26 protein-coding genes are annotated in these 24533 nt (G+C 65.2%); 11 read left to right on the top strand and 15 right to left on the bottom strand.

What is annotated here, in order from left to right; genetic code table 11:
- Positions 1-3: 3 nt before the first annotated feature.
- On the top strand, positions 4-948 hold the full coding sequence (locus tag AruPA_RS04360; RefSeq protein ID WP_265635391.1) for a polyprenyl synthetase family protein: 945 nt from the start codon (positions 4-6) through the stop codon (positions 946-948).
- Positions 949-1031: 83 nt separating this feature from the next.
- On the opposite strand, the gene AruPA_RS04355 is transcribed toward AruPA_RS04360, so the two are convergent.
- The 5 genes from AruPA_RS04355 to AruPA_RS04335 form a co-directional block, all read right to left on the bottom strand.
- Entirely contained in the window at positions 1032-2261 is a 1230-nt protein-coding gene (locus AruPA_RS04355; RefSeq protein ID WP_265635389.1) for a cyclopropane-fatty-acyl-phospholipid synthase family protein, read from the bottom strand.
- Positions 2262-2438: 177 nt separating this feature from the next.
- On the bottom strand, positions 2439-2996 hold the full coding sequence (gene rplI / locus AruPA_RS04350) for a 50S ribosomal protein L9 (RefSeq protein ID WP_265635388.1): 558 nt from the start codon (positions 2994-2996) through the stop codon (positions 2439-2441).
- Positions 2997-3008: 12 nt separating this feature from the next.
- On the bottom strand, positions 3009-3293 hold the full coding sequence (gene rpsR / locus AruPA_RS04345; RefSeq protein ID WP_265635386.1) for a 30S ribosomal protein S18: 285 nt from the start codon (positions 3291-3293) through the stop codon (positions 3009-3011).
- Between the two features lie 3 nt (positions 3294-3296).
- Positions 3297-3773, bottom strand: coding sequence for a 30S ribosomal protein S6 (gene rpsF, locus AruPA_RS04340; protein WP_265635759.1), 477 nt, complete (start codon positions 3771-3773; stop codon positions 3297-3299).
- 268 nt (positions 3774-4041) lie between these two features.
- Positions 4042-4287, bottom strand: coding sequence for a hypothetical protein (locus tag AruPA_RS04335; protein ID WP_265635385.1), 246 nt, complete (start codon positions 4285-4287; stop codon positions 4042-4044).
- 313 nt (positions 4288-4600) lie between these two features.
- Between AruPA_RS04335 and speB the strand changes: the two genes are divergently transcribed.
- Positions 4601-5497, top strand: coding sequence for an agmatinase (speB, locus tag AruPA_RS04330; protein WP_265635383.1), 897 nt, complete (start codon positions 4601-4603; stop codon positions 5495-5497).
- Positions 5498-5654: 157 nt separating this feature from the next.
- Positions 5655-7085 carry an alkaline phosphatase family protein gene (locus tag AruPA_RS04325; protein ID WP_265635381.1) on the top strand — a complete coding sequence of 477 codons (1431 nt, stop codon included), beginning with the start codon at positions 5655-5657 and terminating at the stop codon, positions 7083-7085.
- A 14-nt stretch (positions 7086-7099) separates the two neighbouring features.
- Here AruPA_RS04325 and AruPA_RS04320 read toward each other — a convergent pair whose 3' ends face one another.
- The 4 genes from AruPA_RS04320 to AruPA_RS04305 all read right to left on the bottom strand — a co-directional run bounded on the left by AruPA_RS04320 (position 7100) and on the right by AruPA_RS04305 (position 11233).
- The gene (locus AruPA_RS04320) at positions 7100-8653 is read right to left on the bottom strand and encodes a GMC family oxidoreductase (protein WP_265635379.1); all 1554 of its coding nucleotides are present in this window, start codon (positions 8651-8653) and stop codon (positions 7100-7102) included.
- Complete coding sequence (locus AruPA_RS04315) at positions 8650-10041, bottom strand: alpha/beta hydrolase (RefSeq protein WP_265635377.1); 1392 nt, start codon at positions 10039-10041, stop codon at positions 8650-8652. Before AruPA_RS04315 ends, AruPA_RS04320 begins: the two co-directional genes overlap by 4 nt.
- Positions 10034-10198, bottom strand: a complete 165-nt coding sequence (locus AruPA_RS04310; RefSeq protein WP_265635376.1) for a hypothetical protein — start codon at positions 10196-10198, stop codon at positions 10034-10036. Before AruPA_RS04310 ends, AruPA_RS04315 begins: the two co-directional genes overlap by 8 nt.
- 75 nt (positions 10199-10273) lie before the next feature.
- Positions 10274-11233 (bottom strand): SDR family oxidoreductase, encoded by a 960-nt coding sequence (locus AruPA_RS04305; RefSeq protein WP_265635374.1) that lies wholly within the window; start codon positions 11231-11233, stop codon positions 10274-10276.
- Positions 11234-11643: 410 nt separating this feature from the next.
- On the opposite strand from AruPA_RS04305, the gene AruPA_RS04300 reads away from it, so the two are divergent.
- On the top strand, positions 11644-12069 hold the full coding sequence (locus AruPA_RS04300) for a PRC-barrel domain-containing protein (protein ID WP_265635372.1): 426 nt from the start codon (positions 11644-11646) through the stop codon (positions 12067-12069).
- Positions 12070-12409: 340 nt separating this feature from the next.
- A complete protein-coding gene (ispD, locus tag AruPA_RS04295) occupies positions 12410-13600 on the top strand; it encodes a 2-C-methyl-D-erythritol 4-phosphate cytidylyltransferase (protein ID WP_265635370.1) in 1191 nt (396 codons plus the stop codon).
- A gap of 16 nt (positions 13601-13616) precedes the next feature.
- On the opposite strand, the gene AruPA_RS04290 is transcribed toward ispD, so the two are convergent.
- The 3 genes from AruPA_RS04290 to pcaF are packed head-to-tail and all read right to left on the bottom strand — an operon-like array spanning position 13617 to position 16140.
- A complete protein-coding gene (locus AruPA_RS04290; protein WP_265635369.1) occupies positions 13617-14270 on the bottom strand; it encodes a 3-oxoacid CoA-transferase subunit B in 654 nt (217 codons plus the stop codon).
- A complete protein-coding gene (locus tag AruPA_RS04285) occupies positions 14267-14938 on the bottom strand; it encodes a 3-oxoacid CoA-transferase subunit A (RefSeq protein ID WP_265635367.1) in 672 nt (223 codons plus the stop codon). Before AruPA_RS04285 ends, AruPA_RS04290 begins: the two co-directional genes overlap by 4 nt.
- 5 nt (positions 14939-14943) lie before the next feature.
- Positions 14944-16140: a 3-oxoadipyl-CoA thiolase gene (pcaF, locus tag AruPA_RS04280; protein ID WP_265635365.1), complete on the bottom strand. Its 1197-nt coding sequence runs from the start codon at positions 16138-16140 to the stop codon at positions 14944-14946.
- Between pcaF and AruPA_RS04275 the strand changes: the two genes are divergently transcribed.
- Genes AruPA_RS04275 through AruPA_RS04265 form a run of 3 tightly spaced genes read left to right on the top strand, consistent with a single transcriptional unit; the run spans position 16124 to position 18893 of the window.
- Positions 16124-16279: a hypothetical protein gene (locus AruPA_RS04275; protein ID WP_265635363.1), complete on the top strand. Its 156-nt coding sequence runs from the start codon at positions 16124-16126 to the stop codon at positions 16277-16279. The genes pcaF and AruPA_RS04275 overlap by 17 nt on opposite strands.
- Positions 16276-17901 carry an ABC-F family ATP-binding cassette domain-containing protein gene (locus tag AruPA_RS04270; protein ID WP_265635361.1) on the top strand — a complete coding sequence of 542 codons (1626 nt, stop codon included), beginning with the start codon at positions 16276-16278 and terminating at the stop codon, positions 17899-17901. Before AruPA_RS04275 ends, AruPA_RS04270 begins: the two co-directional genes overlap by 4 nt.
- Positions 17898-18893 (top strand): NAD(P)H-binding protein, encoded by a 996-nt coding sequence (locus tag AruPA_RS04265; protein ID WP_265635360.1) that lies wholly within the window; start codon positions 17898-17900, stop codon positions 18891-18893. The genes AruPA_RS04270 and AruPA_RS04265 overlap by 4 nt, the downstream gene beginning before the upstream one ends.
- A 131-nt stretch (positions 18894-19024) precedes the next feature.
- Here AruPA_RS04265 and AruPA_RS04260 read toward each other — a convergent pair whose 3' ends face one another.
- From AruPA_RS04260 to AruPA_RS04250, 3 genes are read right to left on the bottom strand one after another with little or no spacing between them, the layout of a single operon-like run.
- On the bottom strand, positions 19025-20560 hold the full coding sequence (locus tag AruPA_RS04260; RefSeq protein ID WP_265635358.1) for a DHA2 family efflux MFS transporter permease subunit: 1536 nt from the start codon (positions 20558-20560) through the stop codon (positions 19025-19027).
- On the bottom strand, positions 20557-21648 hold the full coding sequence (locus tag AruPA_RS04255) for an HlyD family secretion protein (RefSeq protein WP_265635356.1): 1092 nt from the start codon (positions 21646-21648) through the stop codon (positions 20557-20559). The genes AruPA_RS04260 and AruPA_RS04255 overlap by 4 nt, the downstream gene beginning before the upstream one ends.
- The gene (locus AruPA_RS04250; RefSeq protein WP_265635355.1) at positions 21645-22163 is read right to left on the bottom strand and encodes a helix-turn-helix domain-containing protein; all 519 of its coding nucleotides are present in this window, start codon (positions 22161-22163) and stop codon (positions 21645-21647) included. The genes AruPA_RS04255 and AruPA_RS04250 overlap by 4 nt, the downstream gene beginning before the upstream one ends.
- A gap of 106 nt (positions 22164-22269) precedes the next feature.
- Here AruPA_RS04250 and AruPA_RS04245 point away from each other — a divergent pair, with 106 nt between their 5' ends.
- From AruPA_RS04245 to AruPA_RS04235, 3 genes are all read left to right on the top strand, one after another.
- Entirely contained in the window at positions 22270-22710 is a 441-nt protein-coding gene (locus AruPA_RS04245; RefSeq protein WP_265635353.1) for a PaaI family thioesterase, read from the top strand.
- A 3-nt stretch (positions 22711-22713) separates the two neighbouring features.
- Positions 22714-23655 carry a 2-dehydropantoate 2-reductase gene (gene panE, locus AruPA_RS04240; RefSeq protein ID WP_265635351.1) on the top strand — a complete coding sequence of 314 codons (942 nt, stop codon included), beginning with the start codon at positions 22714-22716 and terminating at the stop codon, positions 23653-23655.
- Between the two features lie 430 nt (positions 23656-24085).
- Entirely contained in the window at positions 24086-24493 is a 408-nt protein-coding gene (locus AruPA_RS04235; protein WP_265635349.1) for a hypothetical protein, read from the top strand.
- Positions 24494-24533 lie beyond the last annotated feature (40 nt).

The raw sequence follows: 24533 nt of genomic DNA, 5'->3' as shown, positions 1-24533 counted from the left end.
TCCATGAACAATAACGGCAGCGGCGGCGATGTGATCGCCGCACTGGGCCTGAATGCCGAAATGACAGCCCTGGGCGCGCGGATCGATGCATGGCTGCGCGGTTGCGATCCCGAAATGAGCGAAACGCTGGACTGGCAGTTTCGCGGCGGCTCGAAATATTTCCGGCCTCTGACCATCTTCGCCTGTTGTCGCTCGATCATGCCCGGCGCCGATTGCGGCCCGATCCCGCCGGAGGTGATGACCGCGGCCCTGGTGGTCGAGATGATGCACAACATGACGCTGGTGGTCGACGATATTCTCGACCGGTCCGACACCAGACGCGGCCGGGCGACCATGCACACCAGGTTCGGCGAGCTGAACGCGCTGATGACCTCAGGCTACATCGTCGCCGCCGGCTACGAGCAGCTGGGCGGCGATGTCCTGGCGATCCGCCTGGTTTCGGAATTGATCAAACGGCTGGGCGTCGCCGAATGCCTGCAGTGGCGGTTACGCCGCCAGGTGCTGGGCGTCGAGGATTGGCGGCGGATTGCCGGCGAGGATACCGGCTCGATGTTCGAGATCTGTGCGTGCCTGGGCGATCGCAGCGGGCGGCTGCGCCGCTTCGGCGGCCTGCTCGGCCTGCTGTATCACGGCTGCGATGATGTGGGCGACGTGCGCGGCGCGGCCGCCCTCGGTGGCGGCGGCGAAGCCGATGTGCGTGACGGCATATTAACCCTGCCCGCCGCCCTCGCGATCCGCGATCCTGCCATCGGCGCGTTGTTCACCAAAGCCAACCCGACCGATGCCGAATACGCCACCCTGGCCGCGGCCTTCGCCGCACGCCTGCCGGACGCCGAAGCCTATCTCGACCGGATCGCCGAAGAAGCCCGCACCGAAGCCCGCCTGTTCGCCGTAGACCCCGCCCCGCTCTACGTCCTGATCGAGCAGACCCGCGGCCTGAGCCGATAGGCGCACACCACAGCGGTCAGCACCCCCTCACCCGGCGTGCACGAGCAGGGCATCCGATACCGCCCCGCCCGGCCACCCGGGCGTCAGGCCGTCTGCCGCGCGAGCATGCGCTCGGTATCGACGATATAGTCGCGGGTCAGCGGCACGGCGTCCTGGCGGCGGGCGAGCTGGATTTGAAACACCATGTGATCCTGCACGGCGAAGGCGAGTTCCGAACCGGCCAGGTAGAACTCGAACATGCGGCAGAACCGCTCATCGTAGAGCGAGGCGATGGTATCGCGGTTGGCGGCGAAGCGCCTGCGCCAGTGGCTGAGCGTCTTGGCATAATGCAGCCGCAGGATTTCGATATCGGTACTGCGGAGCCTCGATCGTTCAAGCGGGCCGAACACTTCGGACAATGCCGGCGAGTAGCCGCCCGGAAAGATGTATTTGGCAAGCCACGGGCTGGTCGCCGCCGGGCCATCGAACCGGCCGATCGCATGAACGAGCGCAACGCCATCCGGCTTCAGGCAGCGATGGATCGTTTCGAAATAGGCCTGATAATTGGGCAGGCCGACATGTTCGAACATCCCCACCGAGACGATGCGATCGAACTGCCGATCGACCGCGCGATAATCGATCAATTCGAAATTAACCCGGTCCGACAACCCCTCGGCCTGGGCGCGGGCGCGCGCCTCGGTCAGCTGTTCGACCGAGAGGGTGATGCCGGTGACCTTCGCACCGTAGTCGCGCGCAAGGGTCAGCGCCATGCCGCCCCAGCCGCAGCCGATGTCGAGCACGGTCAGATCCCGCCGGTCGAGCAGCAGCTTTGCGGCGATATGGCGCTTTTTCGCCGCCTGCGCTTCATCGATCGTTTCGTCACCGCGCGGGAAATACGCGCAGGAATATTGCCGGTCCCGATCCAGGAACAACGAATAGAGCCGCCCGTTCAGATCGTAATGATGCGCCACGTTGCGGCGCGCCTTGCGGGCATTGTTCATCTGCGCGAGCGGCCGGGTCATGCGGTTGAACATGGCCTGCGCGCGCAACACAGGTATGCGCTGTTCCGCCAGTTCGACGCTGGCGAGCAGAACATGCAGCACATCGTAGATCGTGCAGTTCACCGGGGTCAGCGTGCCATCCATATAGGCTTCGCCGATCGCCATGCCCGGCGCATAGGCCAGATGCCGGATCACCGAGGCGTCGTGGATCGCGATCGCCGCGCTGGGTCCGGGTTCGCCGGCATAATGGCTGCTCGTGCCATCCGGCCAGATCACATCCAATTCACCCAGCACGATCAAACGGTTAAGAAGCCTGTCCAACATCGGGCGCATGCTCGACCTCGTCTTGGTAGGTTAACTATTCCGGTCAATTGGGAACGAGGTTTGCCATAAAAAAGGGGGGATTATGGTATCAAGCCTGTCCAAATCACAGGCAACAAAAAAACGCCGGGGACATGCCCCGGCGCCTGCCGTCGAACGGATCGGTCGTGGTAACCGAACCGGAAACGCTCAGTCGGTTTCGGCGGTTTCCGCCTCATCCTCGAAGGTTTCCATCTCGTATTCGTCTTCATCGCGCGTCAAGGCTTCGCCGCGCGCCTGTTTTTCCGCCTCTTCGGCGCTGCGCGCCACATTGACGGTGACGTTCATCACGACTTCGGGATGCAGCGCAACGCGCACCGTTGCGAGCCCCAGCGTCTTGATCGGTGCATCGAGCAGAACCTGATTGCGCTCGATCGTCAGCCCACCGGCGATGCAGCCATCCGCGATGTCGCGGGCGGTGACCGAGCCGTACAGCGACCCCGCATCGCTGGCCTGGCGGATCAGAACCACCGAAAGCCCATGCACACGTTCGGCCAGCCGCTCGGCCTCGCCACGGCGCTTGATGTTCTGCGCCTCGAGCTGAACGCGCTCACGCTCGAAGCGTTCGCGGTTCTGCTTGGTGGCGCGCACCGCCTTGGCCTGCGGCAGCAGGAAGTTGCGGGCATAGCCGGGTTTGACTTTGACCACTTCGCCCATCTGGCCGAGTTTCTCGACGCGCTGGAGCAGGATCAATTCTACTTGTGCCATAATGCGTGCTCCTCAATCGACCACGTAGGGCAGCAGCGCGAGGAAACGGGCGCGCTTGATGGCGCGCGCGAGTTCACGCTGCTTCTTGGCGGAAACGGCAGTGATGCGGCTCGGCACGATCTTGCCGCGCTCGGACAGAAAGCGCGACAGCAGCCGCACGTCCTTGTAGTCGATCTTCGGCGCGCCGGGGCCCGAGAACGGGCAAGCCTTGCGGCGGCGATAAAACGGCCGGCGCGCGCCAACGGCGGCGCGGCGGGCGGCGGGATTAACGTCGGTATCGTCTTGCGTGCTCGACATGGATCAATCCTCCTCGACCAGATCGTCATCGCGATCGGTGCGGAACTCGTCACGGGCGCGGAACTCTTCGCGATCTTCGGGGCCACGGCGGCGGCCGCTATCGAAACGTCCGGCAGGCTTCGGCCCGCGGAAGCCACGTTCGCGGTCACGGTCGTCGCCACGGCGCGACAGCGGTGCCGAGGGCGCCTCCTCGATTTCGTCGATCCGCAGCGTCATGAAGCGAAGAATGTCCTCGTTCAGACCGAGCAAGCGCTCCATTTCGTTGATCGACTTGGATTCGGCATCGAGCCCGAGCAGGACATAATGGCCCTTGCGGTTCTTCTTGATGCGGTACGCCAGGTTGCGCAGGCCCCAATATTCCCGCTTCTTGACCGCACCACCCTCGCCTTCCAGCTGGGCGGTGATGTCGTCGGCGATGACATCGACCTGTTGTTGCGTGATTTCGCTGCGTGCAATCAGCACACATTCATATAGCGGCATGATACCCCCTATGGGTTGCTTCAGCCCCGGCGTGTCCATTACTGGTGAACACGCCAATTTCCCCCATGGAAACGGGCATAGCCGCGCACGATGCCACGTGCCCGGCAGGGAGGGCTCGATGTGCCATACTTGCTCGTTCCGTGCAAGCGGCAGCCGGTCAGCCCGGCTTCTGCCATTCCATGATCAGGAAACAGGTAACGCGCCGATAACCCTGCCGATAATCGGCGTCCCCACCACCCATTTGGATCGCTTATCGCCTGTATCGGCATCAATCATCGGCACCCACCAGGCGCAGCGTCACGCGCGCCGCCTGCGCGGCCGGTCGCACACCCGCTGCGGTGATCGAACCGCCACCGATGATGACACGCGGCTGAAATCTCCGGCAACGCGACGGGGCAACAATTGTTCGACGCGCGTGCCGGCGGGTTTCGAGCCACAGCAGCACCGAGATGACGCAACAGACCATGATGATACATCCGAGCAGAATGATCGGAAGATAGATAAAGGCCGACATGTGACGATCCGTCGCCAGAACTGACGACGACCTTTCGACATTGAGGCACCGCAGATCAGCGGCAGAAATCAGATTTACAGAGAATGAAGCCGGAGCCGCAGGTCAGGCGGTCAAAAGACCGCGCGCATGCCCGGGTTTCGTCATCCCGAAGGGCGAATAAATTGCTGTCAACACTCAACCCTCCTGCAAGAATGATCAATCCGAAACCCCTCTAACGACCGCGCTCCGGTCTGTCCAGATATTTTTCAGCCCGAGCCGGGCGGTCGCGATCCTGCGTGGTTGATCGCGCGAGGGACCCTGTTACGGTGCGGCGATGATCGAGCAACCGACCTTTGCAACCAGGCCTGCGTTCCTTGGCCTGACCAGCAGCGACCCGCGCGCCCAATACGTGATCGCCGGCATTCCGCTCGACATCGGCGTCACCAACCGGGCCGGCGCCCGTTCGGGTCCGGCAGCAATCCGCACCGCCTCGCGCATGCTCGCCGGCAACGACCATCCCCATCACTGGGTCAATGTCGATGCAATGCCCATCGCCGACATCGGCGACTTCGCTATTGCCCTGGGCGACATTCCCCGCAGCCTCGCGCTGATCGAGCAGCAGGCCGCCCCCCTCAACCATCTGCTCGCCCTCGGCGGTGAACACGGCATCACTTTGCCTCTGTTACGCGCCCTCGCCAGGCGCCTCGATGCACCGCTCGGCCTCGTACATTTCGATGCCCACGCCGATACCTGGGGCGAAAACTACGGTCAGGTCTACAGCCATGGCTCGGTGTTTTTCCACGCCATCAACGAGGGTCTGCTCGACCCGCACCGGATGATCCAGATCGGCATCCGATCGCCCCTGCCGCGCGAAACCTACGATTGGACGATCGGCAGGGGTGTAACCATCCTCTCGGCGCAGGACGTCCACGAAATCGGGATCAAAGCGACGGCGGCGCGGATTCACGAGGTGGTCGGCCATGAACGCGCCACCTATCTGAGCTTCGATATCGACTGTCTCGATCCGGGTTGCGCCCCGGGCACGGGCACGCCGGAAATCGGCGGCCTGGCCTCGTGGCAGGCGCAGGCGCTGATGCGCCGCCTCGGCGGGATCAGCTTCGTCGGGATGGATCTCGTCGAAGTCGCACCGGCCTACGATGTCAGTGAAATCACCGCCCTCGCAGCCGCGACAATGGTCTGGGAGTATCTCGCGCTCACCCAGGCGCCCTGATCCGCATCGCCCGACAGCGGTCGATCCTGGATAACCGGCGTTGCCGCCGCCCCATCCCGCGCCAGTCGCCCACTCCGCTCGGCCCGCATCAGCCCGCCGCCTCGAACATGCACGATCGGCGTCCCATATCGATGTCGTGGAGATGAAGGAATCGAACATGAACGCTGAACACGCCCTGCCGATCCGGCACGTGGTTGTGCTGATGATGGAAAACAACGGCTTCGACCGGATGCTGGGGTCGATGGCCGCGGTTCATCCGGGCCTTGACGGCGTCGATCCGGCGCGGCCGCACAGCAACCCCGCCGCCGCGCCAGGTAAGCCGGACATCGTGCAGCGCGAGACCCGATCCCGCAATATCGATCGTGATCCGAAACATTATCTGGCGAATTCTCTGGCGCAGTTCGCCGATGGCACCAACAACGGCTTCGTCGCCGATTTCGTCCGCACCCATCCGAACAGCACACCCGAGGAACGCCAGGAGATCATGGGCTATTTTCCGCGCGGATTCCTGCCGGGTCTGCACACTCTGGCCGAGCATTTCGTGGTCTGCGACCGGTGGTTTTCCTCCCTGCCCGGCCCCACCTGGATCAACCGGCTGTTCGCCCACAGCGGCACCTCACGCGGCCATGTCAACGAACCGGGCGGTCTGTTCAGCTCGAAACTGCACATGTACAGCCAGCGCACCCTGTACGACGAACTCGGCGATGCCGGCGTGCCATGGCGGATTTACTACGGCGATGTACCCCAGACTTTGGTGCTCAGCCATCAATGGCATCATCTCGGCAATTACCGTCACTTTGCCCATTGGAAGGACGATGTCGCAAAGGGCGATCTCGCCGCCTATACCTTCATCGAGCCCAGCTATTTCGGGCCGCATCAGAACGATCAGCACCCCCCGCACGACATCATGCGCGGCGATGCGCTGATCGCCGAGGTGTACAACACACTGCGCGCCAATCCGGCGCTGTTCGAAAAAACCCTGCTGGTCGTGCTGTACGACGAACATGGCGGATTTTACGACCATGTCGTCCCCCCGACGACGGTGCCGCCCGATGAGCACACCGAGCATTTCGCGTTCGATCTCCTCGGTTTCCGGGTCCCCGCCGTGTTCGTCTCGCCGATGCTCGACCCCGGCGTGGTCTCGACCGAATTCGACCACACCAGCCTGCTGCAGATGGCAAGCCGCCTCTGGCCGGGCGTGAAACCGCTGGGCCGGCGCGCCGAACGGGCCAACGACCCGATCACGGCGATGACCTGGCGCACGACACCGCGGCGCGATCTGCCGGAGGCGGGGGTCGCACCCGATATCCAGCCGGCGCGGCCGGTGGCGATGCTCGAAGGGTTCAAAGCCTCGCTGTTCGGCTTCAGCCACCATATCGAAAGCGAAATCCAGCACGAAGGCCACAAGGCCGGGCTGATGCAACGCGCTCACGAGGCGCTGGGCGACGGGATGAGCCAGGCGAAACTCGCGACCGACCGGCTGGAAACCTTCATCGGCGAACGGCAAAACAACAGCGGTGTGCTGCAAACGATCGAACGCGGCTTCGCGGCGGCCGCCAGAACACTGGGTCTCGGCGGCAGAAACTGAGGCGGCGCGAAGCGTCAGGCGCGGTGACCGCGCAGGAACGCCTCGGCGGTCCGCAAGCTCAGCGCCATGATGGTCAGGGCCGGGTTGGCAGCCATGGCGCTGGGAAACACCGAATTGTCGCAGATCCAAAGGTTCGGAACATCAAAGCTGTTGCCTGCATGATCGACCACGCCGGTATCCGCGCTGGCGCCCATGCGGCAGGTGCCGATGGTATGGGCCGAGCGCCGCATGGTCCAGATATCCGTCGCACCCGCGTGCTCCCAGATGCGGGTTAGCACACGCCGGGCGTGGCGCTCGAGCCTGTGTTCATTCTCGCCATAGCTGAAATGGATGCGCGGCCGGCGCATGCCGATGTCATCGATCTCCCCGGAAAGCTCCAGGAAATTGCCGGCCGAGGGCAGGCATTCCCCGTTGATGCCAATGCCTGCGACATGGTTGTAACGATCCAGATAATCGACCAGCGCCTGCCCCCATAAACCCCGCCCCCGCGCCACCTGCTCCGCCCAGGTGACCGGCACGATCCCGAGGCTCTGGATCAGGTAGCCCCCCGCGAAATCGGCATCGGCCGGACGCAGCATGTCCTCGGTGATCAGCGAAGACGGATAGCCTTTATGAGGGCGGGTCTGCGCGGCGAAACTGCCCCAGGCCTGGGTCGCGACATGGGCCATGTAGTTGCGGCCGACCTGCCCGCTCGAATTGGCAAGGCCGAGGTGCAGCAGCAGGCGCGGCGTTTCCACCGCCCCGGCGCACAGAAAAACCGCGGCACAGCGCTGCCGGTGGTCCGTACCCTGGTTGCGATACACGACGGCGGTGATTTTGCCCGTGGCATCGCGCTCGATGGTGTGGACCCTGCATTCCGGCCGGATTTCCGCCCCGGCATGAACCGCGGCCGGCAGATAGGTCACATCCATGCTGGCCTTGGCTCCGATGCGGCACCCCTGGTGGCAATAGCCGCAATTGATGCAGGCGGGGCGCGATGACGCATCCCGCTGGTCGAACCGGCGCGAGACGACCGCGGCCGGCGCATCGGTCACGGTAATGCCCAGGGCGTCGCAGCCGCGCTGCATCAGCATGGCCGGCGCATTGCGCGCGACCGGCGGCAGCGGATAGCGGCGGGACGCATCCCACGGATAAAAACGCGGGCCCGAAACCCCGATGCCCGCTTCGATCCGCTCGTAATACGGCGTGAGACACGCCAGTTCCAGCGGCCAGTCATGCCCCAGGCCGGTTTCGGTGCGCAGGCGCCAGTCGCGCGGGTCGGGGCGCGGGCAGAACGCCCCCCAATGGAGCGTGGAACCGCCCACCCCGGTGCCGCTGTTATTGGCGCCGAACGGCGGGGGCGTATCGCCCGCGCTCAGGCGTTCATCACGCCAGTAGATACCGCCAGCCTCAATCTCATCCGCCGGGAAACTGTCGGGCTCCCAGTTCCGGCCGGCTTCGAGGGCGACAACCGTCAGCCCGGCGCCCGCAAGCGCCGCCAGCAACGGCGCACCACCGGCGCCGGTGCCGATGATGACGGCATCGACCGTATCGCCCGCCGCGTGCCGGCGCATCGCCTCCAGATTCATGCCCCCTGCCCCGCCCGGGCATCCGGTGCGCCGGGTGCCGGTTCCCAGGATTCCACGGCGTCGAGACCGATCGGATGAAACCCGGGTTTATGGTCGCCATCGCCGCCATAGGCGATACCGCTGTAGCCGATGCGCGCAAAAGTGGCGGGATGCGCCATATAAGCACGGACCGCGACGGAACGCAGGTCCTCGAACCACAGGCGCATCTGCCCGGCATCGAGGCCGCCGGGTGCTGCATCCCAATCGGCGGCGGCCAGTGCGGTGAGCATGCTGTCCTGCCGCGCGGGGCACAATGCGGTGAACATGCTGTTCCAGCGCCGGTCCGCCTCGTCCTCCAGCGTATCCAGCGCCAGGCGCCATGCCTCGGCATCGGGCGGCAGGGCAGCAAACCGCCAGCCGCGCGGTGCGGCGAAACTCGCGGCCACGCTGGCGGCAAGATTGGCCGGGCCGCCGCCGGGAATGACGCGCGCGATCACCGCCTGCAGGGTCCGGCTTTGCCGGTCGTTGAACACACTGGCCCCGGTTTGCGGCCGCGTTCGCGCCAGCAGAGCCGCGCGGGTCCGGCTGCTGACGCGATCGGAGGCGATCAAGGCGCGATAGGCGGCATCGATCGTCCCGGCCTCACGGCGCAGCTTCGCGTGCCCTTCGATCAGGCGCGCGAGCGCAGCCGGTCGTTCGAGCGGGATCAGATGGCCGGTCGCGGCAAGGGTCACCAGACGATGATGGCTGAAATGCGGTGCCATCAGCGCGCGCTGGGCGTCGGTTCCAAGATCCGTGTCGGCCGCACCGGCAACAATCAAGGCGGGTGTGCGCAGCGTGCCGATGCGCGCGGCCCAATCCTCGCGGCTGCCCCCGTCAAGCCACGCGACCCAGGCCGCCCGGTTGATGCGCAGAATATCCGCAACCGCCGCCCGATGCACGGCGGGATCAAGCCTCTCGCCGATATTGTTCGCAATATAGCGATCCGCCTGAGCCATCCACGCAGCGGCAGACCCCTGGAACCAGCCGCGCATTTCGGCGCGCAGATCGTCGCTCATCGGCTCGGGAGCCGGAGGCGATCCGGCCAGCAGAATGATGTGACTGAGCCCGGCAAGAGCCGGCACACCGTTTTCAGCCGCGCGCGCAATCACGGTTGCGACCTTGGCACCCATGCTGTGACCGACCAGCACCCAGCGCCCGCGCACCCGCTCCCCGATGGTCGCAATCACCCGATCGGCCATGGCCCCGACGCTGCCGCCCGGCTCGGCGGCGGCCGCGCCGAACCCCGGCAGATCGATCACGACGCAACGGGTGGACGGCGGCAGATGATCGATCGTGCTGCGCCAGGTATCGCCGCTGCCACCCAGGAAATGCAGGAATACCAGCGTGGCCGGCGCAGTATCATCCATGGGGGAGCCGATGGGCGGCAGCCCGGCCGGGCGCACCCTTGTCGTGCGCCACCCTCACGCGCGCCCCATCGGCATCACCGCACCCCGCCGGATCACCGGCAAGCGCGGCGATCGCCGCACCCTGGTTGAAATCGCTGCCATCCGGGGCGCGCATCATCATCGTGATCCTTCTGGTTCAAACACTGCAAGCGCCCTGCTGCGGCGCTCGCCACGCCGCAGCCCGCCGCGTTCATCACCGGTCGGTATAGCCGCCGATGACCGGCAGGATCTCGCCGGTGATGTAGCTCGACATCTGTTTCGATGCCAAAAATACATAGGCCGGCGCAATCTCCTCCGGCTGTGCCGGGCGCTTCATGCGGGTATTGGTGCCGAATTCGGCCATGCCGGCCGGGTTGTCGCTGGGGTTGAGCGGCGTCCACACCGGGCCGGGCGCCACGGCGTTAACGCGGATGCCGCGCGGCACCAGACTGCCCGATAGCGCGCGCGTGAAGGCGTGGATGCCGCCTTTCGTCATGGTGTAATCGATCACGCTGGAATTCCCCATCAGGGCGGTAACCGACCCCGAATTGACGATCGCGGAACCCGCCCGCATATGCGGCAGACAGGCCTGCGTCATATGGAAATACCCGTAGAGGTTCGTCTTTACCGTCAGATCGAAATGATCTTCGGACAGGTCCTCGAACCGGCTGACATGCAGCTGAAACGCGGCGTTATTTACAAGGACATCAACCCTGCCGAACACATCGACGATTTTCCGAACCGCCTCGAAACACGCGGCCCGATCCGTCACATCGGCGACGACCGCCATCGCCTTGCGGCCCTCGTCCTCGACGGCCTTGACGACGACATCCGCATCGTCCTGCTCGGATGCCAGATGCAGAATGGCGACATCGGCACCTTCGCGCGCGAACAACACCGCAACGGCGCGGCCGATGCCGGAATCACCGCCGGTGATCACGGCGATACACCCCTCGAGTTTGCCAGAGCCTTTCCAGAACGGCGCGTCGTAAAGCGGCTTGATGCTCTGACCCGCCTCGATCCCCCGCTTGCCATCGGCATCGGCGGTGAACGGCGGTTCGGGATAGGGGCGTGCACCGGCCTGCATCGCCCCCTTCATTTCAAGCTTCGGCCGCGCCTCGTCGGCGGCGCGGACCTCATCGTGGATTTTCTGTTGGCGTTGATTGATGTCCATGTATCGAAACCTTCACTATCGTCATGTCTGATCGTGTCGCAGCCAGTCATGCCAAATGCCGGACGGCGCGGCAGCGACGTCGTTGACCACACGTAATATTCTGTCCTGATCCTGCCCGGCTGCGGACATCTGGGGGTTCCGCGACGCGATCCAAATAACAATTCGGCAATGACCAGCTCAGATCGATGGCATTCGTTGCATCATCGACGCAGTCTCCCGATATCGCATTGTAATGACCGCCGGGCTGCGCCCGATCGTCAAATCGAGTGGACGTGATCGGGAAACAATGATTTGCCTGACGATAGTTTCATCATTGCCCTCGTCGTAATCGAAGCCCGCAATCCACACATCGATTGAGCGACATCTGCCGCACGGCGGATGCAAAACCATCAAACCAAGGGAACACGCACATGAACAGTTACAACGATACCCCGCATACCGCCGGCACGGCGCCTGCGGAACATCTCGATAGTCTGAGCGAGACCAGAACGCTGATCGCCGCGAGCAAGGTCAACGGCACCCATGTCTACAATCGCCAGGGCGATTCGATCGGCTCGATCTACGATGTCATGATCGACAAAGTCTCCGGCCGGATTTCCTACGCCATCATGTCATTCGGCGGCTTCCTCGGCCTCGGCGAACATTACCACCCGCTGCCATGGAGCATGCTGCAATACGACCGCCAGCAGGGCGGCTACGTGGTGGATATCGATCGCGATCGTCTCGAAGGCGGCCCCTCCTTCGCCACCAGCGCCATGCCGGACTGGTCCACCGGCACCTATGGCGAACGGGTCGACGATTATTACGGCGTCCACCCCGGCATGATGACGCGCTAGGCTCGACCGCAAGGGGTTGCGCCCCGCCGGAACACGCCGAAGTCCCGGTCATCCACGCGCTCCGCTTGACCGGGACCCGCCGATCCGCAGCTCTTGGCGTTCGCGCGGCTCAGCGCACCCTCATGACGAACGCCGAACCCAATTGCTGCCGGGCGCGTCCCTCGCGATCCTGCGCGCCTGACGTTTGGTCGATCCAACGTTTGGTCGATCCGAGGCCGCTGCATCGAGCCGACACGGCTCGCCTTGACGTGATCTGGTTCCGGGCTTAGCGAACATTTGTTCAGAACGGCCGATTTCGCTTCGGCCGCGAACATCGCACGACTGGAAAAGTTAAGTTAACATGACGTTTGCTCTCATCGTCGCTGCGGGGCGCGGACAGCGCTTGAGCGGGCCGATCCCCAAACAATACCGGTTGCTCGACGGCAGCCCGATCATCCGTCACACCGTGGCGGCATTCCGCCGCAATCCGGCGATCAGCGGCGTTCAGGTGGTGATCCACCCCAACGACATCGATCTCTACCAGCGCGCGACGGAGGGGCTGAACCTGCCTCCACCCCTGATCGGCGGCAATTCGCGCCAGGAATCCGTCCGCCTCGGGCTCGAGGGGCTGGCCCGCGAGGCGCCGGAGACCATCATCATTCACGACGGCGTCCGCCCCTTCGTCGAACAGGAAACCATCGGCGCCGTGATCGACGCGCTGGACCGCTCGCCCTGCGCGATCGCCGGCGTGCCGCTCGCCGACACGCTGAAATTCTGCGGTGACACCAAGGTCCTGAAAACCGTCGAGCGTACCAATCTGTGGCGCGCCCAAACCCCGCAGGCGTTCCGCTTCCGCGATATTCTCGCCGCCCACCGGCGGGTCTACCTCGCCAATCCGCTGGCCCAGGACTTCACCGACGATGCGGCGATCGCCGAAGCGGTCGGGCTCGAAATCGAAATGGTCCGCGGCACCGAGGACAATTTCAAGATCACCACGGAGCACGACCTCGACCGCGCCGAGGTCATCATGCAGCGCGGCCATCGGGAAATTCATTCCGGCTGGGGATTCTCGACCGAAAACCTGGTTGCCGCCGCCCCGGCCGACAACCCGGCCATCATGATCTGCGGCATTCCCGTGGTGCTCGATGGCAGCGTGCGCACATCCGGCGGTTCGGATGTCGGGTTGGACGCGATCACCTCGGCGATCCTGGGCACGGTCGGCGGCATCGGCGCCGATCTGGCCGATGGCCGCGCCTTGCCGAGCCGGCGCTTCACCAATTCGGAAAATCTGATCCGCGAGGCGGTTTCCGTCGTCGCCATGGCCGGCGGGCGGATCGAGCATGTCGATCTGACGGTGATTTCCGACTTCAAGAGCGTGCTCGACCGTCAGGCGATGATGGTGCAGCGCACGGCCGATCTCCTGTCGACCAGTTCCCGGTCCATCTCGATCAAACACGCCTTCATCGACGATCTCGGGTTCACCTTCCGGCGCGAGGTGATTTCCACCCAGTGCATCGCAACGGTCAATTATCCGCGCGACCGCGATTTCTAGCCCCCGGCGCCGCCGCTCACCCTCGCATGACGCCGAGCGGCGCGCCCATCCGTGCCGCGATCTGCGCGTGGTCGATACCCGGCGCGGCCTCGCGCAGCACGAAGCCCTCCGGCGTCACATCGATCACCGCGATATCGGTATAGACGCGGCTGACCGTGCCCAGCGCGGTCAGCGGATAGGTGCAGCGCTCCACCAACCGTGGCGTGCCATCCCGCGCGGCGTGTTCCATCAGCACCCAGACGCGCCTGGCACCGGCGCCCAGGTCCATCGCACCGCCGACCGCGGGCGCTTCGCCGGCGCGGCCGGTCGACCAGTTGGCAAGATCGCCATTGGCACCGACCTGATAGCCGCCAAGCACGCAGAGATCGAGATGACCGCCGCGAATGATGGCGAAACTATCCGCCTGGCCGACGATCGCAGCCCCCGGCCGCAGCGTGACCGGCTGCTTGCCGGCGTTGATCAGCCACGGGTTCTCCTGCCCCGCCGCCGGCGCCGGGCCGACGCCGAGAATGCCGTTCTCCGAATGAAACATCACCTCGCGCTCGACCGGCACGAAATTCGCGATCAGCGTGGGCAGCCCGATGCCGAGATTGACCGCCCAACCCTCAGGAATATCGGCGGCCACGCGCGCCGCCATGTCCCGGCGCGACCAGCCGGAAAGCGTCGTCATGCCGAACCTCCCGCAATCAACACCCGCTGCACGAACAGACCGGGCGTGACGATGGTCTCCGGCGCAAGCGTGCCAAGCTCGCGCCGGTGATGGGCGAGTGCGATGGTGACGCCCGCGGCAGTCGCCATGATTGGGTTGAAATTACGCCCCGCCGCATTGTACGTCAGATTGCCCCACCGGTCCGCCTCCCACGCCTCGATCAGCGCGAAATCGGCGGACAGCGCATATTCCAGCACACAGGCCCGCCCGCCGATGACGCGAACACCCTTGCCCGCGGCAAGGTCGGTGCCGGCGCCGGTGGGCGTGAAAAACGCCGGCACACCCGCCCCGGCGGCGCGGATGCGCTCGGCCAGCGTGCCCTGCGGCACCAGTTCGAGATCGATCTTCCCCGCGGCATAGAGCGCATCGAACGCGGTCTTGCTCGTGGCGCGCGGGTAGGAACAAATCACCTTGGTAATGGCGCCCTGCGCGATCAGCTTCGGCAGGCCGCCGAAATCGCCCCCGGCGTTGTTGGCAATGATGGTCAGGTCCCGCAGCCCGCGCTCACCCAGCGCATCGACCAGCAGATGCGGCTGACCGACCGCACCGAAACCACCGACCATGATGGTCGCACCATCGCCGATCCCCTCAAGCGCCGCCTCGATGGAGTGGACGAATTTGTCGATCATGGCGGTCAGACGCGCTCGATCAGCAGCGCAATGCCCTGACCCACCCCGATGCACATGGTCGCGATCGCGCGCCGGCCGCCGCGCGCCTCCAGCGCCCGCAGCGCGGTGCCGGCGATCCGCGCGCCCGATGCGCCGAGCGGATGGCCGAGCGCGATGGCCCCGCCATGCGGATTGACCCGTGGATCGTCATCGGCCAGGCCCAGCAGGCGCATCACCGCAAGCGCCTGGCTCGCGAACGCCTCGTTCAGTTCGATGATGTCGATATCGCTCATCGCAAGCCCGGTGCGCGCCAGCAGTGTTTCGGTCGCCGGCGCCGGCCCGATGCCCATGATCCGGGGCGCGACGCCGGCGGTCGTCATCGCAAGGATGCGGCCGCGCGGCGTCAGCCCATGGGTCTTCGCGGCCGCCTCGCTCGCAATCACCAGCGCCGCCGCCCCATCGTTCACGCCCGAGGCATTGCCAGCAGTAACCGTCCCCGGCGTGCGGAACGGCGTTTTCAGCGCGGCGAGCCCCTCGAGCGTGGTCTCCGGCCGCGGGTGCTCGTCCACGGCGAACAGAGTGTCCCCCTTGCGCGATGTCAGCGTGACCGGCGTACACTCACCCGCCAGAAATTCCGCCGCCGCCGCGCATTTCCGCTGGCTGCGATAGGCGAACAGATCCTGATCCGCCCGGCCGACCGCAAAATCCGCCGCGACATTCTCCCCGGTTTCCGGCATCGGCTCGACGCCGTATTCCGCGCGCAAGTGCGGGTTGGGAAAGCGCCAGCCGATCGTGGTGTCGAAGATCTCGGCGGTCCGCCCAAAGGCTTCGCTGCTCTTGGCCATCACGAAGGGCGCGCGCGTCATGCTCTCGACACCGCCCGCGATGATCAGATCGGCCTCCCCGGCGCGGATCGCCCGGGACGCGGTGCCCACCGCGTCGAGCCCGGAGCCGCACAGCCGGTTGATCGTCGCCCCGGGCACCCCAACCGGCAGCCCGGCCAGCAGCAGCGCCATCCGCGCGACGTTGCGGTTGTCCTCCCCCGCCTGGTTGGCGCAGCCGAGCAGAACCTCGTCGATCCGCGACGGATCGATCCCCGGGTTGCGGGCCAGCAGCGCGCGCAGCGGCACGGCCGCCAGATCATCGGCCCGCACACCGGACAAAGCGCCGCCGTAGCGAGCGAACGGTGTGCGGATGTAATCACAGATGAACGCTTCGGGCATCGCCGGCCACTCCAGGAAAAACCGCTTTGTGCGGGCCGGGCGCGCCGCTGTCCAGATGGCCACCGCCGCCGCGCGGTTCACGCCCGCGCCGATTTGCTATAAGCGCGCGGCCATCACCCTGACCACCGAGGACGCATGATACGCCTGGACAGCATCAGCAAACAGAACGGCCAGCGCCTGGTCTTCATCGAGGCGTCGGCCGCGCTCCAACGTGGCGAGAAGATCGGCCTGGTCGGGCCGAACGGCGCGGGCAAGACCACGCTGTTTCGCATGATCACCGGTCAGGAAGAGCCGGACGAAGGCCAGATCCTGGTCGATCGCGGCGTCAGCATCGGCCTGTTCAGCCAGGACGTCGGCGACATGGCCGGCCGCAGCGCGGTCGCCGAGGTGATGGACGGTGCCGGTGCGGTCAGCGAAGTGGCCGCCGAACTGGCGATGCTCGAAACCGCGATGGCCGACCCCGATCAGGCGGACCGGCTCGATGCCATCATCGAGCGCTTCGGCGATGTGCAGGCCCGCTTCGAGGAACTCGGCGGCTACGCGCTCGATGGCCGTGCGCGCGAAGTGCTGCACGGGCTCGGGTTCAGCCAGGAGATGATGGAGGGCGATGTCGGCAAGCTCTCCGGCGGCTGGAAGATGCGCGTCGCCCTCGCGCGCATTCTGCTGATGCGCCCGGACGTGATGCTGCTCGACGAACCCAGCAACCATCTCGACCTCGAAAGCCTGATCTGGCTCGAACAGTTCCTCGCCGGCTACGACGGCGCCCTCCTCATGACCTCGCACGACCGCGAATTCATGAACCGCGTGATCAACAAGGTGATCGAGATCGACGGCGGCAGCCTCACCGAATTTTCCGGCGATTACGGATTCTACGAACAGCAGCGCGCCGTGAACGAAAAACAGCAACAGGCGCAGTTCGACCGCCAGAAAGCGATGCTCGCGAAGGAGATCAGCTTCATCGAGCGGTTCAAGGCGCGCGCCTCGCATGCCGCCCAGGTGCAGAGCCGGGTGAGAAAACTCGAAAAGATCGATCGCGTCGAGCCGCCGAAACGCCGCCAGACGGTGGTGTTCGAGTTCCCGCCCGCCCCCCGCTCGGGCGACACCGTGGCCGCGCTGCGCGGCGTGCACAAGCGCTACGGCAACCGCGTCATCTATCAGGGGCTCGATCTTCTGGTGCGCCGGCGCGAGCGATGCTGCGTGCTCGGCGTCAACGGCGCGGGAAAATCCACCCTGCTCAAACTCGTCACCGGCACCACCGAACCCGATGAAGGGTCCGTCACGCTCGGCGGCTCGGTCAAGCTCGGCTATTTCGCCCAGCACGCGATGGACCGGCTCGATGGCGACCGCAGCGTGTTCGAAACCCTCGATCGCGCGTTTCCCCAGGCCAACCAGGGCGCGCTGCGCACCCTCGCCGGCGCATTCGGCTTTTCCGGCGACGAGATCGACAAACCCTGCCGCGTGCTGTCGGGCGGCGAAAAGGCCCGGCTGGTGATGGCGCTGATGCTGTACGATCCGCCGAATTTCCTGGTGCTCGACGAGCCGACCAACCATCTCGACATCGCAACAAAGGAAATGCTGATCGCAGCACTCGCGCAATACGAGGGCACGATGCTGTTCGTCTCGCACGATCGGCATTTCCTCGCCGCGCTGTCCAACCGCGTCCTGGAACTGACACCCGAGGGCATCCACCAGTACGGCGGCGGCTACACCGAATACGTCGCCCGCACCGGCCACGAGGCCCCGGGATTGCACGCCGCATGAGCGGCGCCGCGCACCCTTCATCGCCCCCCTCCACGCGCCTGCGGATCGTCCTGCTCGGCGCCACCGGCACGATCGGCCGCGCGACCCTGCGCGCCCTCGTCGCCCGCGGTGACGACGTCGTGTGTTTCGTCCGCGCCGGATCGGATAGCACGCCGCTGCACGGTGCCACGGTTCGCATCGTCGACGTCGCGGATGCGGACGCGCTCGCCCGCGACGGTTTTCGCGGCGAGCGGTTCGATGCCGTCCTCTCCTGCATGGCCTCGCGCACCGGCGCCCCGCGCGATGCCTGGGCGATCGATCATCGCGCGCATCTCGCCGTGCTCGCGGCCGCTGAGGCCGCCGGCGTTTCGCACTTCGTGCTCCTGTCGGCAATCTGCGTGCAAAAACCGCTCCTCGCGTTCCAGCACGCCAAACGCGCCTTCGAACAGGCGCTGATCGCATCCGGCCTGACCTATTCGATCGTGCGGCCAACCGCGTTTTTCAAATCCCTGTCCGGCCAGATCGCGCGCGTGCGCCAGGGCAAGCCATTCCTCCTGTTCGGCGACGGCAGGCTCACCGCCTGCAAACCGATCAGCGATGACGACCTCGCAACCTACCTGGTCGATTGCCTGCACCACGAAGCGCGCCGGAACCGCATCCTCCCGATCGGCGGCCCCGGCCCCGCCATCACGCCGCGCGAACAGGGCGAATACCTGTTCGCCCGGCTCGGCCAGCCCCCGCGCTTCCGCGAGGTGCCGGTGGGCCTGCTCGATGGCATTATCGGCGTCCTCGGCACCGCCGGATGGATCATCCCCCCCCTGGCCGCCAAGGCCGAACTCGCCCGGATCGGCCGCTATTACGCCACGGAATCCATGCTGGTGCTCAACCCCGCAACCGGCCGTTACGACGCGCAGGCCACACCCTCGACCGGGCGCGAAACCCTGTTCGATTACTACGATCAAGTCCTCGCCGGCGCGCCCGTGGCGGCGCTGGGCGATCACGCCGTGTTCTGAACCCAGGCTGAACAGCGGCGCGTCCTTCATAAAACCCAGCGCCCGGCCACTCGAAACCCCATCCCGGACCGCCGTGTCCCCGCCAGAGCCGTCGCACCGCTCGCCGCGCACCGGCGCCACGAGGAGCGCGATCAATGGGCGCCGGCCGGCGGTGCTTTCGGCGGCGTCACCTTCCGCATGAAGAGCACCAGAACCGTGGCGAACCCGAACGCCAGCATCACGATACGGAACGCATCCGCGAAGGCCAGGGTCGATGCCTGCTGATACGCAAGGGTGCGCAACCGCAGCAGCGATGCCGGCACACCGCCACCCGGCGCGCCCGGCATGGCCCCATAGCGCGCCGAAAGGCGGCCGAGCAGCCGCGTCATCGGCCCGTTCGCCGGTGTCAGCGCCGAGGCGATGGTGGTGAAATGAAGATTGGTCCGATCGTTCAGAACCGCGCCACTCACCGCAATTCCCACCGCACCACCCAGATTGCGCATCATGTTGAACAGGCCGCTGGCATATTTCAGCCGCGCCGGGCTCAGACTGCCCAGCCCCAGCGTCACGCTGGGCGCCACGGCAAACACCTGCGGAAAGCCCCGGATCACCTGCGGCATCAGCAATTGTCCGCCGCCCCAGTCGCTCGTGATGGCACTGAAACTCACCATCGATAACCCAAAACACGCAAGGCCGAACATCATCAGCCAGCGGCCATCAAATTTTCGCGCCAGCGCGATATAGACAGGCACACCCGCCAGCGAGGCAAGCCCGGTGGTAAACACCGCAACCCCGGTCTGCCAGGCTGAATAGCCGCGCACATAGCCCAGAAACAGCGGTGTCAGATAGATCGTCGAAAAAATCCCGATCCCGGTGATGAACGACAGAACGCACCCGATGCTGAAATTACGATTGCCGAAGGCGCGCAGATCGACCACGGGATTGGCGAAGGTCAAGCTCCGCCACAGGAACAGCACGAAACTCACCGCCGCGGCGATCGCGCAGATCCGGATGGTCCGATCGCTGAACCAGTTCCACCGCGCGCCTTCCTCCAGCACGTATTCCAGCGTACCGAGCGCCACCGCCATCAGCGCAATCCCCGGATAATCCGCACCACGCAGCAACGACAGGTCCGGCCGGTCGATATCCACCATGGCAGCCACGCCCGCCGCCACCAGAACACCAGGGATCAGATTGACATAAAACAGCCACGGCCAGCCGAGTGTATCGGTGATCCAACCGCCGATCACCGGACCGAGCGAGGGCGCCACCGAGGCGATCGTGCCGATCACGGCGGCGGCATAGACCCGGCGCGGGCCAGGAAAGTAATGAAACGACGAGGTGAACACGGTCGGAATCATCGAAGCGCCCAGCAACCCCTGCATCGCACGAAAGACGATCATGCTGTCGATATTCCACGCAAACCCGCACAACATCGAGCTGACCGTAAAACCGAGCGCCGAGACGCTGAACAGCCAGCGGGTCGAAAACACCCGGGTCAGCCAGCCCGATAACGGGATCATGATGATCTCGGCGATCAGATAAGCGGTCTGCACCCAGGAAATCTGGTCCTGCGCGGCCGACAAACCGCCGCCGATATCCTGCAAGGACGATGCAACGATCTGAATATCGAGCAATGCGACGAACATCCCCACGCACATCACGGCGAAAGGCAAAATCGCCCTCATCGCGCGGCCTTGGTATCGACGCTGACCGTCGCCGATAGCCCCGGCCGCAGCCTGCCGAGCGTCGCCGCACCACCGTCCAGCGCAATCCGCACCGGCACCCGCTGCACGATCTTCGTGAAATTGCCCGTGGCGTTCTGCGCCGGGATCACGCTGAAGACCGCACCGCTCGCCGGTGCCAGGCTTTCGACATGACCGTGAAACACCCGCGCCGGCAGCACGTCCGCCACGATCCGCACCGGCTGACCCGGCCGGATCGCCGCAAGGTCGTCCTCCTTGAAATTGGCGTCCACCCATAAACCCCGCGCCGGGACGATCGACAACAGGTAGCTGCCGGCGGTTACATAGGCACCGGCCTGGGCGGCCCGATTCCCGACATAACCATCGATCGGCGCGCGAATGATCGTGTAACCCACCTTGAGCTGCGCGAGCCTCAGATCCGCCACCGCCGCCGCCTTGGCCGCATGCGCCTGGACGATCCGGGTCGCAAGCACGGCGAGCTGCCGTCTCGCGGCCGTCAGGGCCGCGCGGGACGCCGCGACACCCGCCCGCGCCGCCTGCGCCGCCGCCAGCGCCTTCTGCGCGTCTTGGCGCGAATTCGCCCCCGACCGTGCCAGCACCCGATACCGCGCGGCATCGCTCGCCGCGAACGCGGCATCCGCCTCCCGCGCCGCCAGATCGGCCGCCGCCGATGCGATCATCGCATGCTGATAATCGATGTCCGCCGCCAGTTGCGCGAGCGCCGCCGACCGCGCCCGAACGATCGCGGCCGCCCGCGCCCGCGCCGCCCGCAAATCATGCCCCCGCAGCGCGATGATCGGCTGACCGGCATGGACATATTGATTGTCGCGCACCAGCACCGCACCGACGAACCCGGCGACATGGGGTGAAATCGGCGTGACGTCACCCCCAACATAGGCATCATCGGTGCTCGCGACGAACCGCCCCACGGTCCACCACCGCCGCACGTACCATGAAGCGCCGCCGAGCACGATCACCAGACCGAGCAGCAGAACCACGCGTCTGCGAAATCGCCGCCGGCCCGCCACGGCGTTACCATCGCGATCCGCTGCGGCCATCGTCTGGCTCATGGCGCGTCGTCGCCTTCCGTCGCAACAACGGCGCCCGGTGGTCCGCCGTGCCGCGCCCGCGTCCGCGCATCGGCCGCGGGGCCCGGTGCCGAGCGATACCGGCCCGACTCCAGGCGCCTGCCGGTCCGCTCATCCACCATGACCGGCACCACCTCCGCCCCGGTCTCCTGATCGACCAGCACGACACTCGGCCCCTCCGGTGCGAAATGCCTGTTGCCCCAGGCCAGCAAAGCCCACAGCACGGGCCGGAAATCCCGGCCGCGCTCGGTCAGAACATAGTCGTAGCGGGGAGGATGCTCACTGTAGCGCCGCTTCTCCAGCAGCTCAGACTCCACCAGCGCCTGCAGCCGCCGCGTCAGCATGTTCGGGGCAATATCCAGGCTTTTCTGAAACTCGTCGAACCGCGTCAGGCCATGGAACGCATCCCGCAAAATCAAAATGCTCCACCACTCGCCCACCCGTTCAAGACTGCGGGCAATCGGACATTGCAGATTGCCGAAACTCTTGCGCTGCATCGAATTTATGTCCCGTCATGTCACTTTCACGATGCAAGCTTTATAGGCTTGTCACTATCACCATGCAAGTGATAAACGTGAGGTCAGTACCCTGAAGGACCAGCACATGAGCGAACACACGCACACACCAAACGGGCTCGAAACCCTCCGCGCCCTGATCGCCGCCGGCAAAATGCCCGGAATCGGCCGCACCATGGGGTTCGATCTTATCGAGGTGGCAGACGGTCGCGTGGTGTTCGAAGGCAGACCGGGAACCGAGGTCTATAACCCGATCGGCACGGTGCACGGCGGCTACGCGGCGACCCTGCTGGATTCCGCCTGCGGCTGCGCGGTGCATTCCCGGCTGAGCCCCTCGCAGGCCTATTCGACGCTGGAACTCAAAGTCGCCTATCACCGGGCGCTGACCGCGGAAACCGGCGTGGTCCGCGCGACCGGCACCGTGGTCTCCATGGGCCGCCGCGCCGCCTTCGCCGAGGCGCGACTGACCGATTCAGCCGGCAAACTCTACGCCTCGGCGACATCGACACTCATCGTGATGGAGCGCTGAACCATGGCCATGAAAATCCTGGTCGTCGGCGCCGGCAGCATCGGCGGCTATTTCGGCGGCCGGTTGATCGAGGCCGGCGCCGACGTGACATTTCTGGTGCGCCCAGCCCGGGCAGCAGCCCTCCGGCAGACCGGGCTGGTGATCAAAAGTGCGCGCGGCGATGTCCACGACCCGTCCCCCAAACTGGTGACAGCAACATCCCTCACCGCCGGGTTCGATCTCATCCTGCTCAGCTGCAAAGCCTACGATCTCGCCGATGCCATCGCCGATTTCGCCCCGGCAGTCGGATCGGATACGCTGATCCTGCCCCTGCTGAACGGCATCAGCCACCTCGACGAGCTCGACCGGCACTTCGGCGCCGCACACGTCCTCGGCGGTCAATGCGTGATCTCGACAGTGCTCGACCCCGAAGGACGCATCATCCATCTGAACGAGATCGAATCGCTCACCTTCGGAGCCCGCGACCCCAGCCAGGCGGCGCGCGTCGGCACAATCGACACCACATTCGCCGCCGCCCGGTTTGCGACACAGCGTAGCGAAACGATCATGCAGGACATGTGGGAGAAATTCGCCTTCATCACATCGCTCGCCGGTATCACCTGCCTGATGCGCGCAACGATCGGCGATATCGTGGCCGCCGGCGCCGGTCCCATCGCGCTCGACCTGGCCCACGAATGCGCCGCGATCGCAGCCAGCCAGGGCTACCCACTCCGCGAACCGGCATGGCAACGAACCCGCACCGCCCTCACCGCCGCCGGATCACCCCTCGCCGCCTCGATGCTGCGCGACATCGAGCGATCAGGCCGCATCGAAGCCGATCATATCCTCGGCACCATGCTGACCCGCTGCCCGCCCGACCAAACCGCCCCCGTCCTCAAAATCGCCTATCTCCATCTGAAAAGTTACGAGAAAGCCCAGGCACGGACGACGGCGACAACGCCCTAGGGAGACAAGCGCGAGCAAGGACAAGGGCAAGCAAGAGTCTTCTTTTTTGTGAACAAAAAAGAAGCAAAAAAAACTTTGTTACTCTGGGCCCATGCCGGTGAAACCGCCCAAGTCCCAGATAAAATCTTGTTACACCGGGCCCGTGCCGGTGAAATCGCCCAAGTCCCAGATAAAACCTTGTTACGCCGGGCCCATACCGGTGAAACCGCCCAGCCCCAGATGAAACCTTGTTAGGCCGGGCCCGAGCCGGTGAAACCGCCCAAGTCCCAGATAAAATCTTGTTACGCCGTGCCCAGGCCGGTGAAACCGCCCAAGTCCCAGATAAAACCTTGTTAGGCCGGGTCATGCCGGTGAAACCGCCCAAGCCCCAGATGAAACCTTGTTAGGCCGGGCCCATGCCGATGAAACCGCCCAAGCCCCAGATTAAACATTGTTACGCCGGGCCCGAGCCGGTGAAACCGCCCAAGTCCCAGATAAAACCTTTTTCCACCGTGCCCATGCCGGTGAAACCGCCCAAGTCCCAGATAAGACCTTGTTACACCGTGCCCATGCTGGTGAAACCACCCAAGTCCCAGATGAAACCTTGTTAGTCCGTGCCCGCGCCGGCGAAACCGCCCAAGTCCCAGATAAGACCTTGTTACACCGTACCCATGCCGGTGAAACCGCCCAAGTCCCAGATGAAACCTTGTTCCACCGTGCCCGTGCCGGTGAAACCGCCCAACTCTCAGATGAAACCTTGTTACACCGTGCCCATGCCGGTGAAACCGCCCGTGCCCCAGACTCAAAAAGTTTTTTGCTTCTTTTTTACAAAAAAGAAGCGCTTCCTTTCTTCGTCTAACATTTTCCTTTCTCACCCCCCACCGATCATGGTCTAACCC

The organism is Acidiphilium sp. PA (genome assembly GCF_026191915.1).
Lineage (GTDB): Bacteria > Pseudomonadota > Alphaproteobacteria > Acetobacterales > Acetobacteraceae > Acidiphilium.
This window is presented reverse-complemented; position numbering and strand designations above follow the sequence as displayed.

Bases quoted from the DNA above. Each gene is read 5' to 3' on its own strand.
- panE (WP_265635351.1), top strand. From the start codon at position 22,714: ATGGCCATGAAAATCCTGGTCGTCGGCGCCGGCAGCATCGGCGGCTAT.
- AruPA_RS04315 (WP_265635377.1), bottom strand. From the start codon at position 10,041: ATGGATGATACTGCGCCGGCCACGCTGGTATTCCTGCATTTCCTGGGT.
- AruPA_RS04305 (WP_265635374.1), bottom strand. From the start codon at position 11,233: ATGGACATCAATCAACGCCAACAGAAAATCCACGATGAGGTCCGCGCC.
- AruPA_RS04360 (WP_265635391.1), top strand. From the start codon at position 4: ATGAACAATAACGGCAGCGGCGGCGATGTGATCGCCGCACTGGGCCTG.
- AruPA_RS04275 (WP_265635363.1), top strand. From the start codon at position 16,124: ATGAACGCTTCGGGCATCGCCGGCCACTCCAGGAAAAACCGCTTTGTG.
- AruPA_RS04255 (WP_265635356.1), bottom strand. From the start codon at position 21,648: ATGAGCCAGACGATGGCCGCAGCGGATCGCGATGGTAACGCCGTGGCG.
- AruPA_RS04300 (WP_265635372.1), top strand. From the start codon at position 11,644: ATGAACAGTTACAACGATACCCCGCATACCGCCGGCACGGCGCCTGCG.
- AruPA_RS04320 (WP_265635379.1), bottom strand. From the start codon at position 8,653: ATGAATCTGGAGGCGATGCGCCGGCACGCGGCGGGCGATACGGTCGAT.
- ispD (WP_265635370.1), top strand. From the start codon at position 12,410: ATGACGTTTGCTCTCATCGTCGCTGCGGGGCGCGGACAGCGCTTGAGC.
- speB (WP_265635383.1), top strand. From the start codon at position 4,601: ATGATCGAGCAACCGACCTTTGCAACCAGGCCTGCGTTCCTTGGCCTG.
- rpsF (WP_265635759.1), bottom strand. From the start codon at position 3,773: ATGCCGCTATATGAATGTGTGCTGATTGCACGCAGCGAAATCACGCAA.
- AruPA_RS04335 (WP_265635385.1), bottom strand. From the start codon at position 4,287: ATGTCGGCCTTTATCTATCTTCCGATCATTCTGCTCGGATGTATCATC.
- AruPA_RS04260 (WP_265635358.1), bottom strand. From the start codon at position 20,560: ATGAGGGCGATTTTGCCTTTCGCCGTGATGTGCGTGGGGATGTTCGTC.
- pcaF (WP_265635365.1), bottom strand. From the start codon at position 16,140: ATGCCCGAAGCGTTCATCTGTGATTACATCCGCACACCGTTCGCTCGC.
- AruPA_RS04265 (WP_265635360.1), top strand. From the start codon at position 17,898: ATGAGCGGCGCCGCGCACCCTTCATCGCCCCCCTCCACGCGCCTGCGG.
- AruPA_RS04270 (WP_265635361.1), top strand. From the start codon at position 16,276: ATGATACGCCTGGACAGCATCAGCAAACAGAACGGCCAGCGCCTGGTC.
- AruPA_RS04290 (WP_265635369.1), bottom strand. From the start codon at position 14,270: ATGACGACGCTTTCCGGCTGGTCGCGCCGGGACATGGCGGCGCGCGTG.
- AruPA_RS04325 (WP_265635381.1), top strand. From the start codon at position 5,655: ATGAACGCTGAACACGCCCTGCCGATCCGGCACGTGGTTGTGCTGATG.
- rpsR (WP_265635386.1), bottom strand. From the start codon at position 3,293: ATGTCGAGCACGCAAGACGATACCGACGTTAATCCCGCCGCCCGCCGC.
- AruPA_RS04250 (WP_265635355.1), bottom strand. From the start codon at position 22,163: ATGCAGCGCAAGAGTTTCGGCAATCTGCAATGTCCGATTGCCCGCAGT.
- AruPA_RS04245 (WP_265635353.1), top strand. From the start codon at position 22,270: ATGAGCGAACACACGCACACACCAAACGGGCTCGAAACCCTCCGCGCC.
- rplI (WP_265635388.1), bottom strand. From the start codon at position 2,996: ATGGCACAAGTAGAATTGATCCTGCTCCAGCGCGTCGAGAAACTCGGC.
- AruPA_RS04310 (WP_265635376.1), bottom strand. From the start codon at position 10,198: ATGATGCGCGCCCCGGATGGCAGCGATTTCAACCAGGGTGCGGCGATC.
- AruPA_RS04355 (WP_265635389.1), bottom strand. From the start codon at position 2,261: ATGCGCCCGATGTTGGACAGGCTTCTTAACCGTTTGATCGTGCTGGGT.
- AruPA_RS04285 (WP_265635367.1), bottom strand. From the start codon at position 14,938: ATGATCGACAAATTCGTCCACTCCATCGAGGCGGCGCTTGAGGGGATC.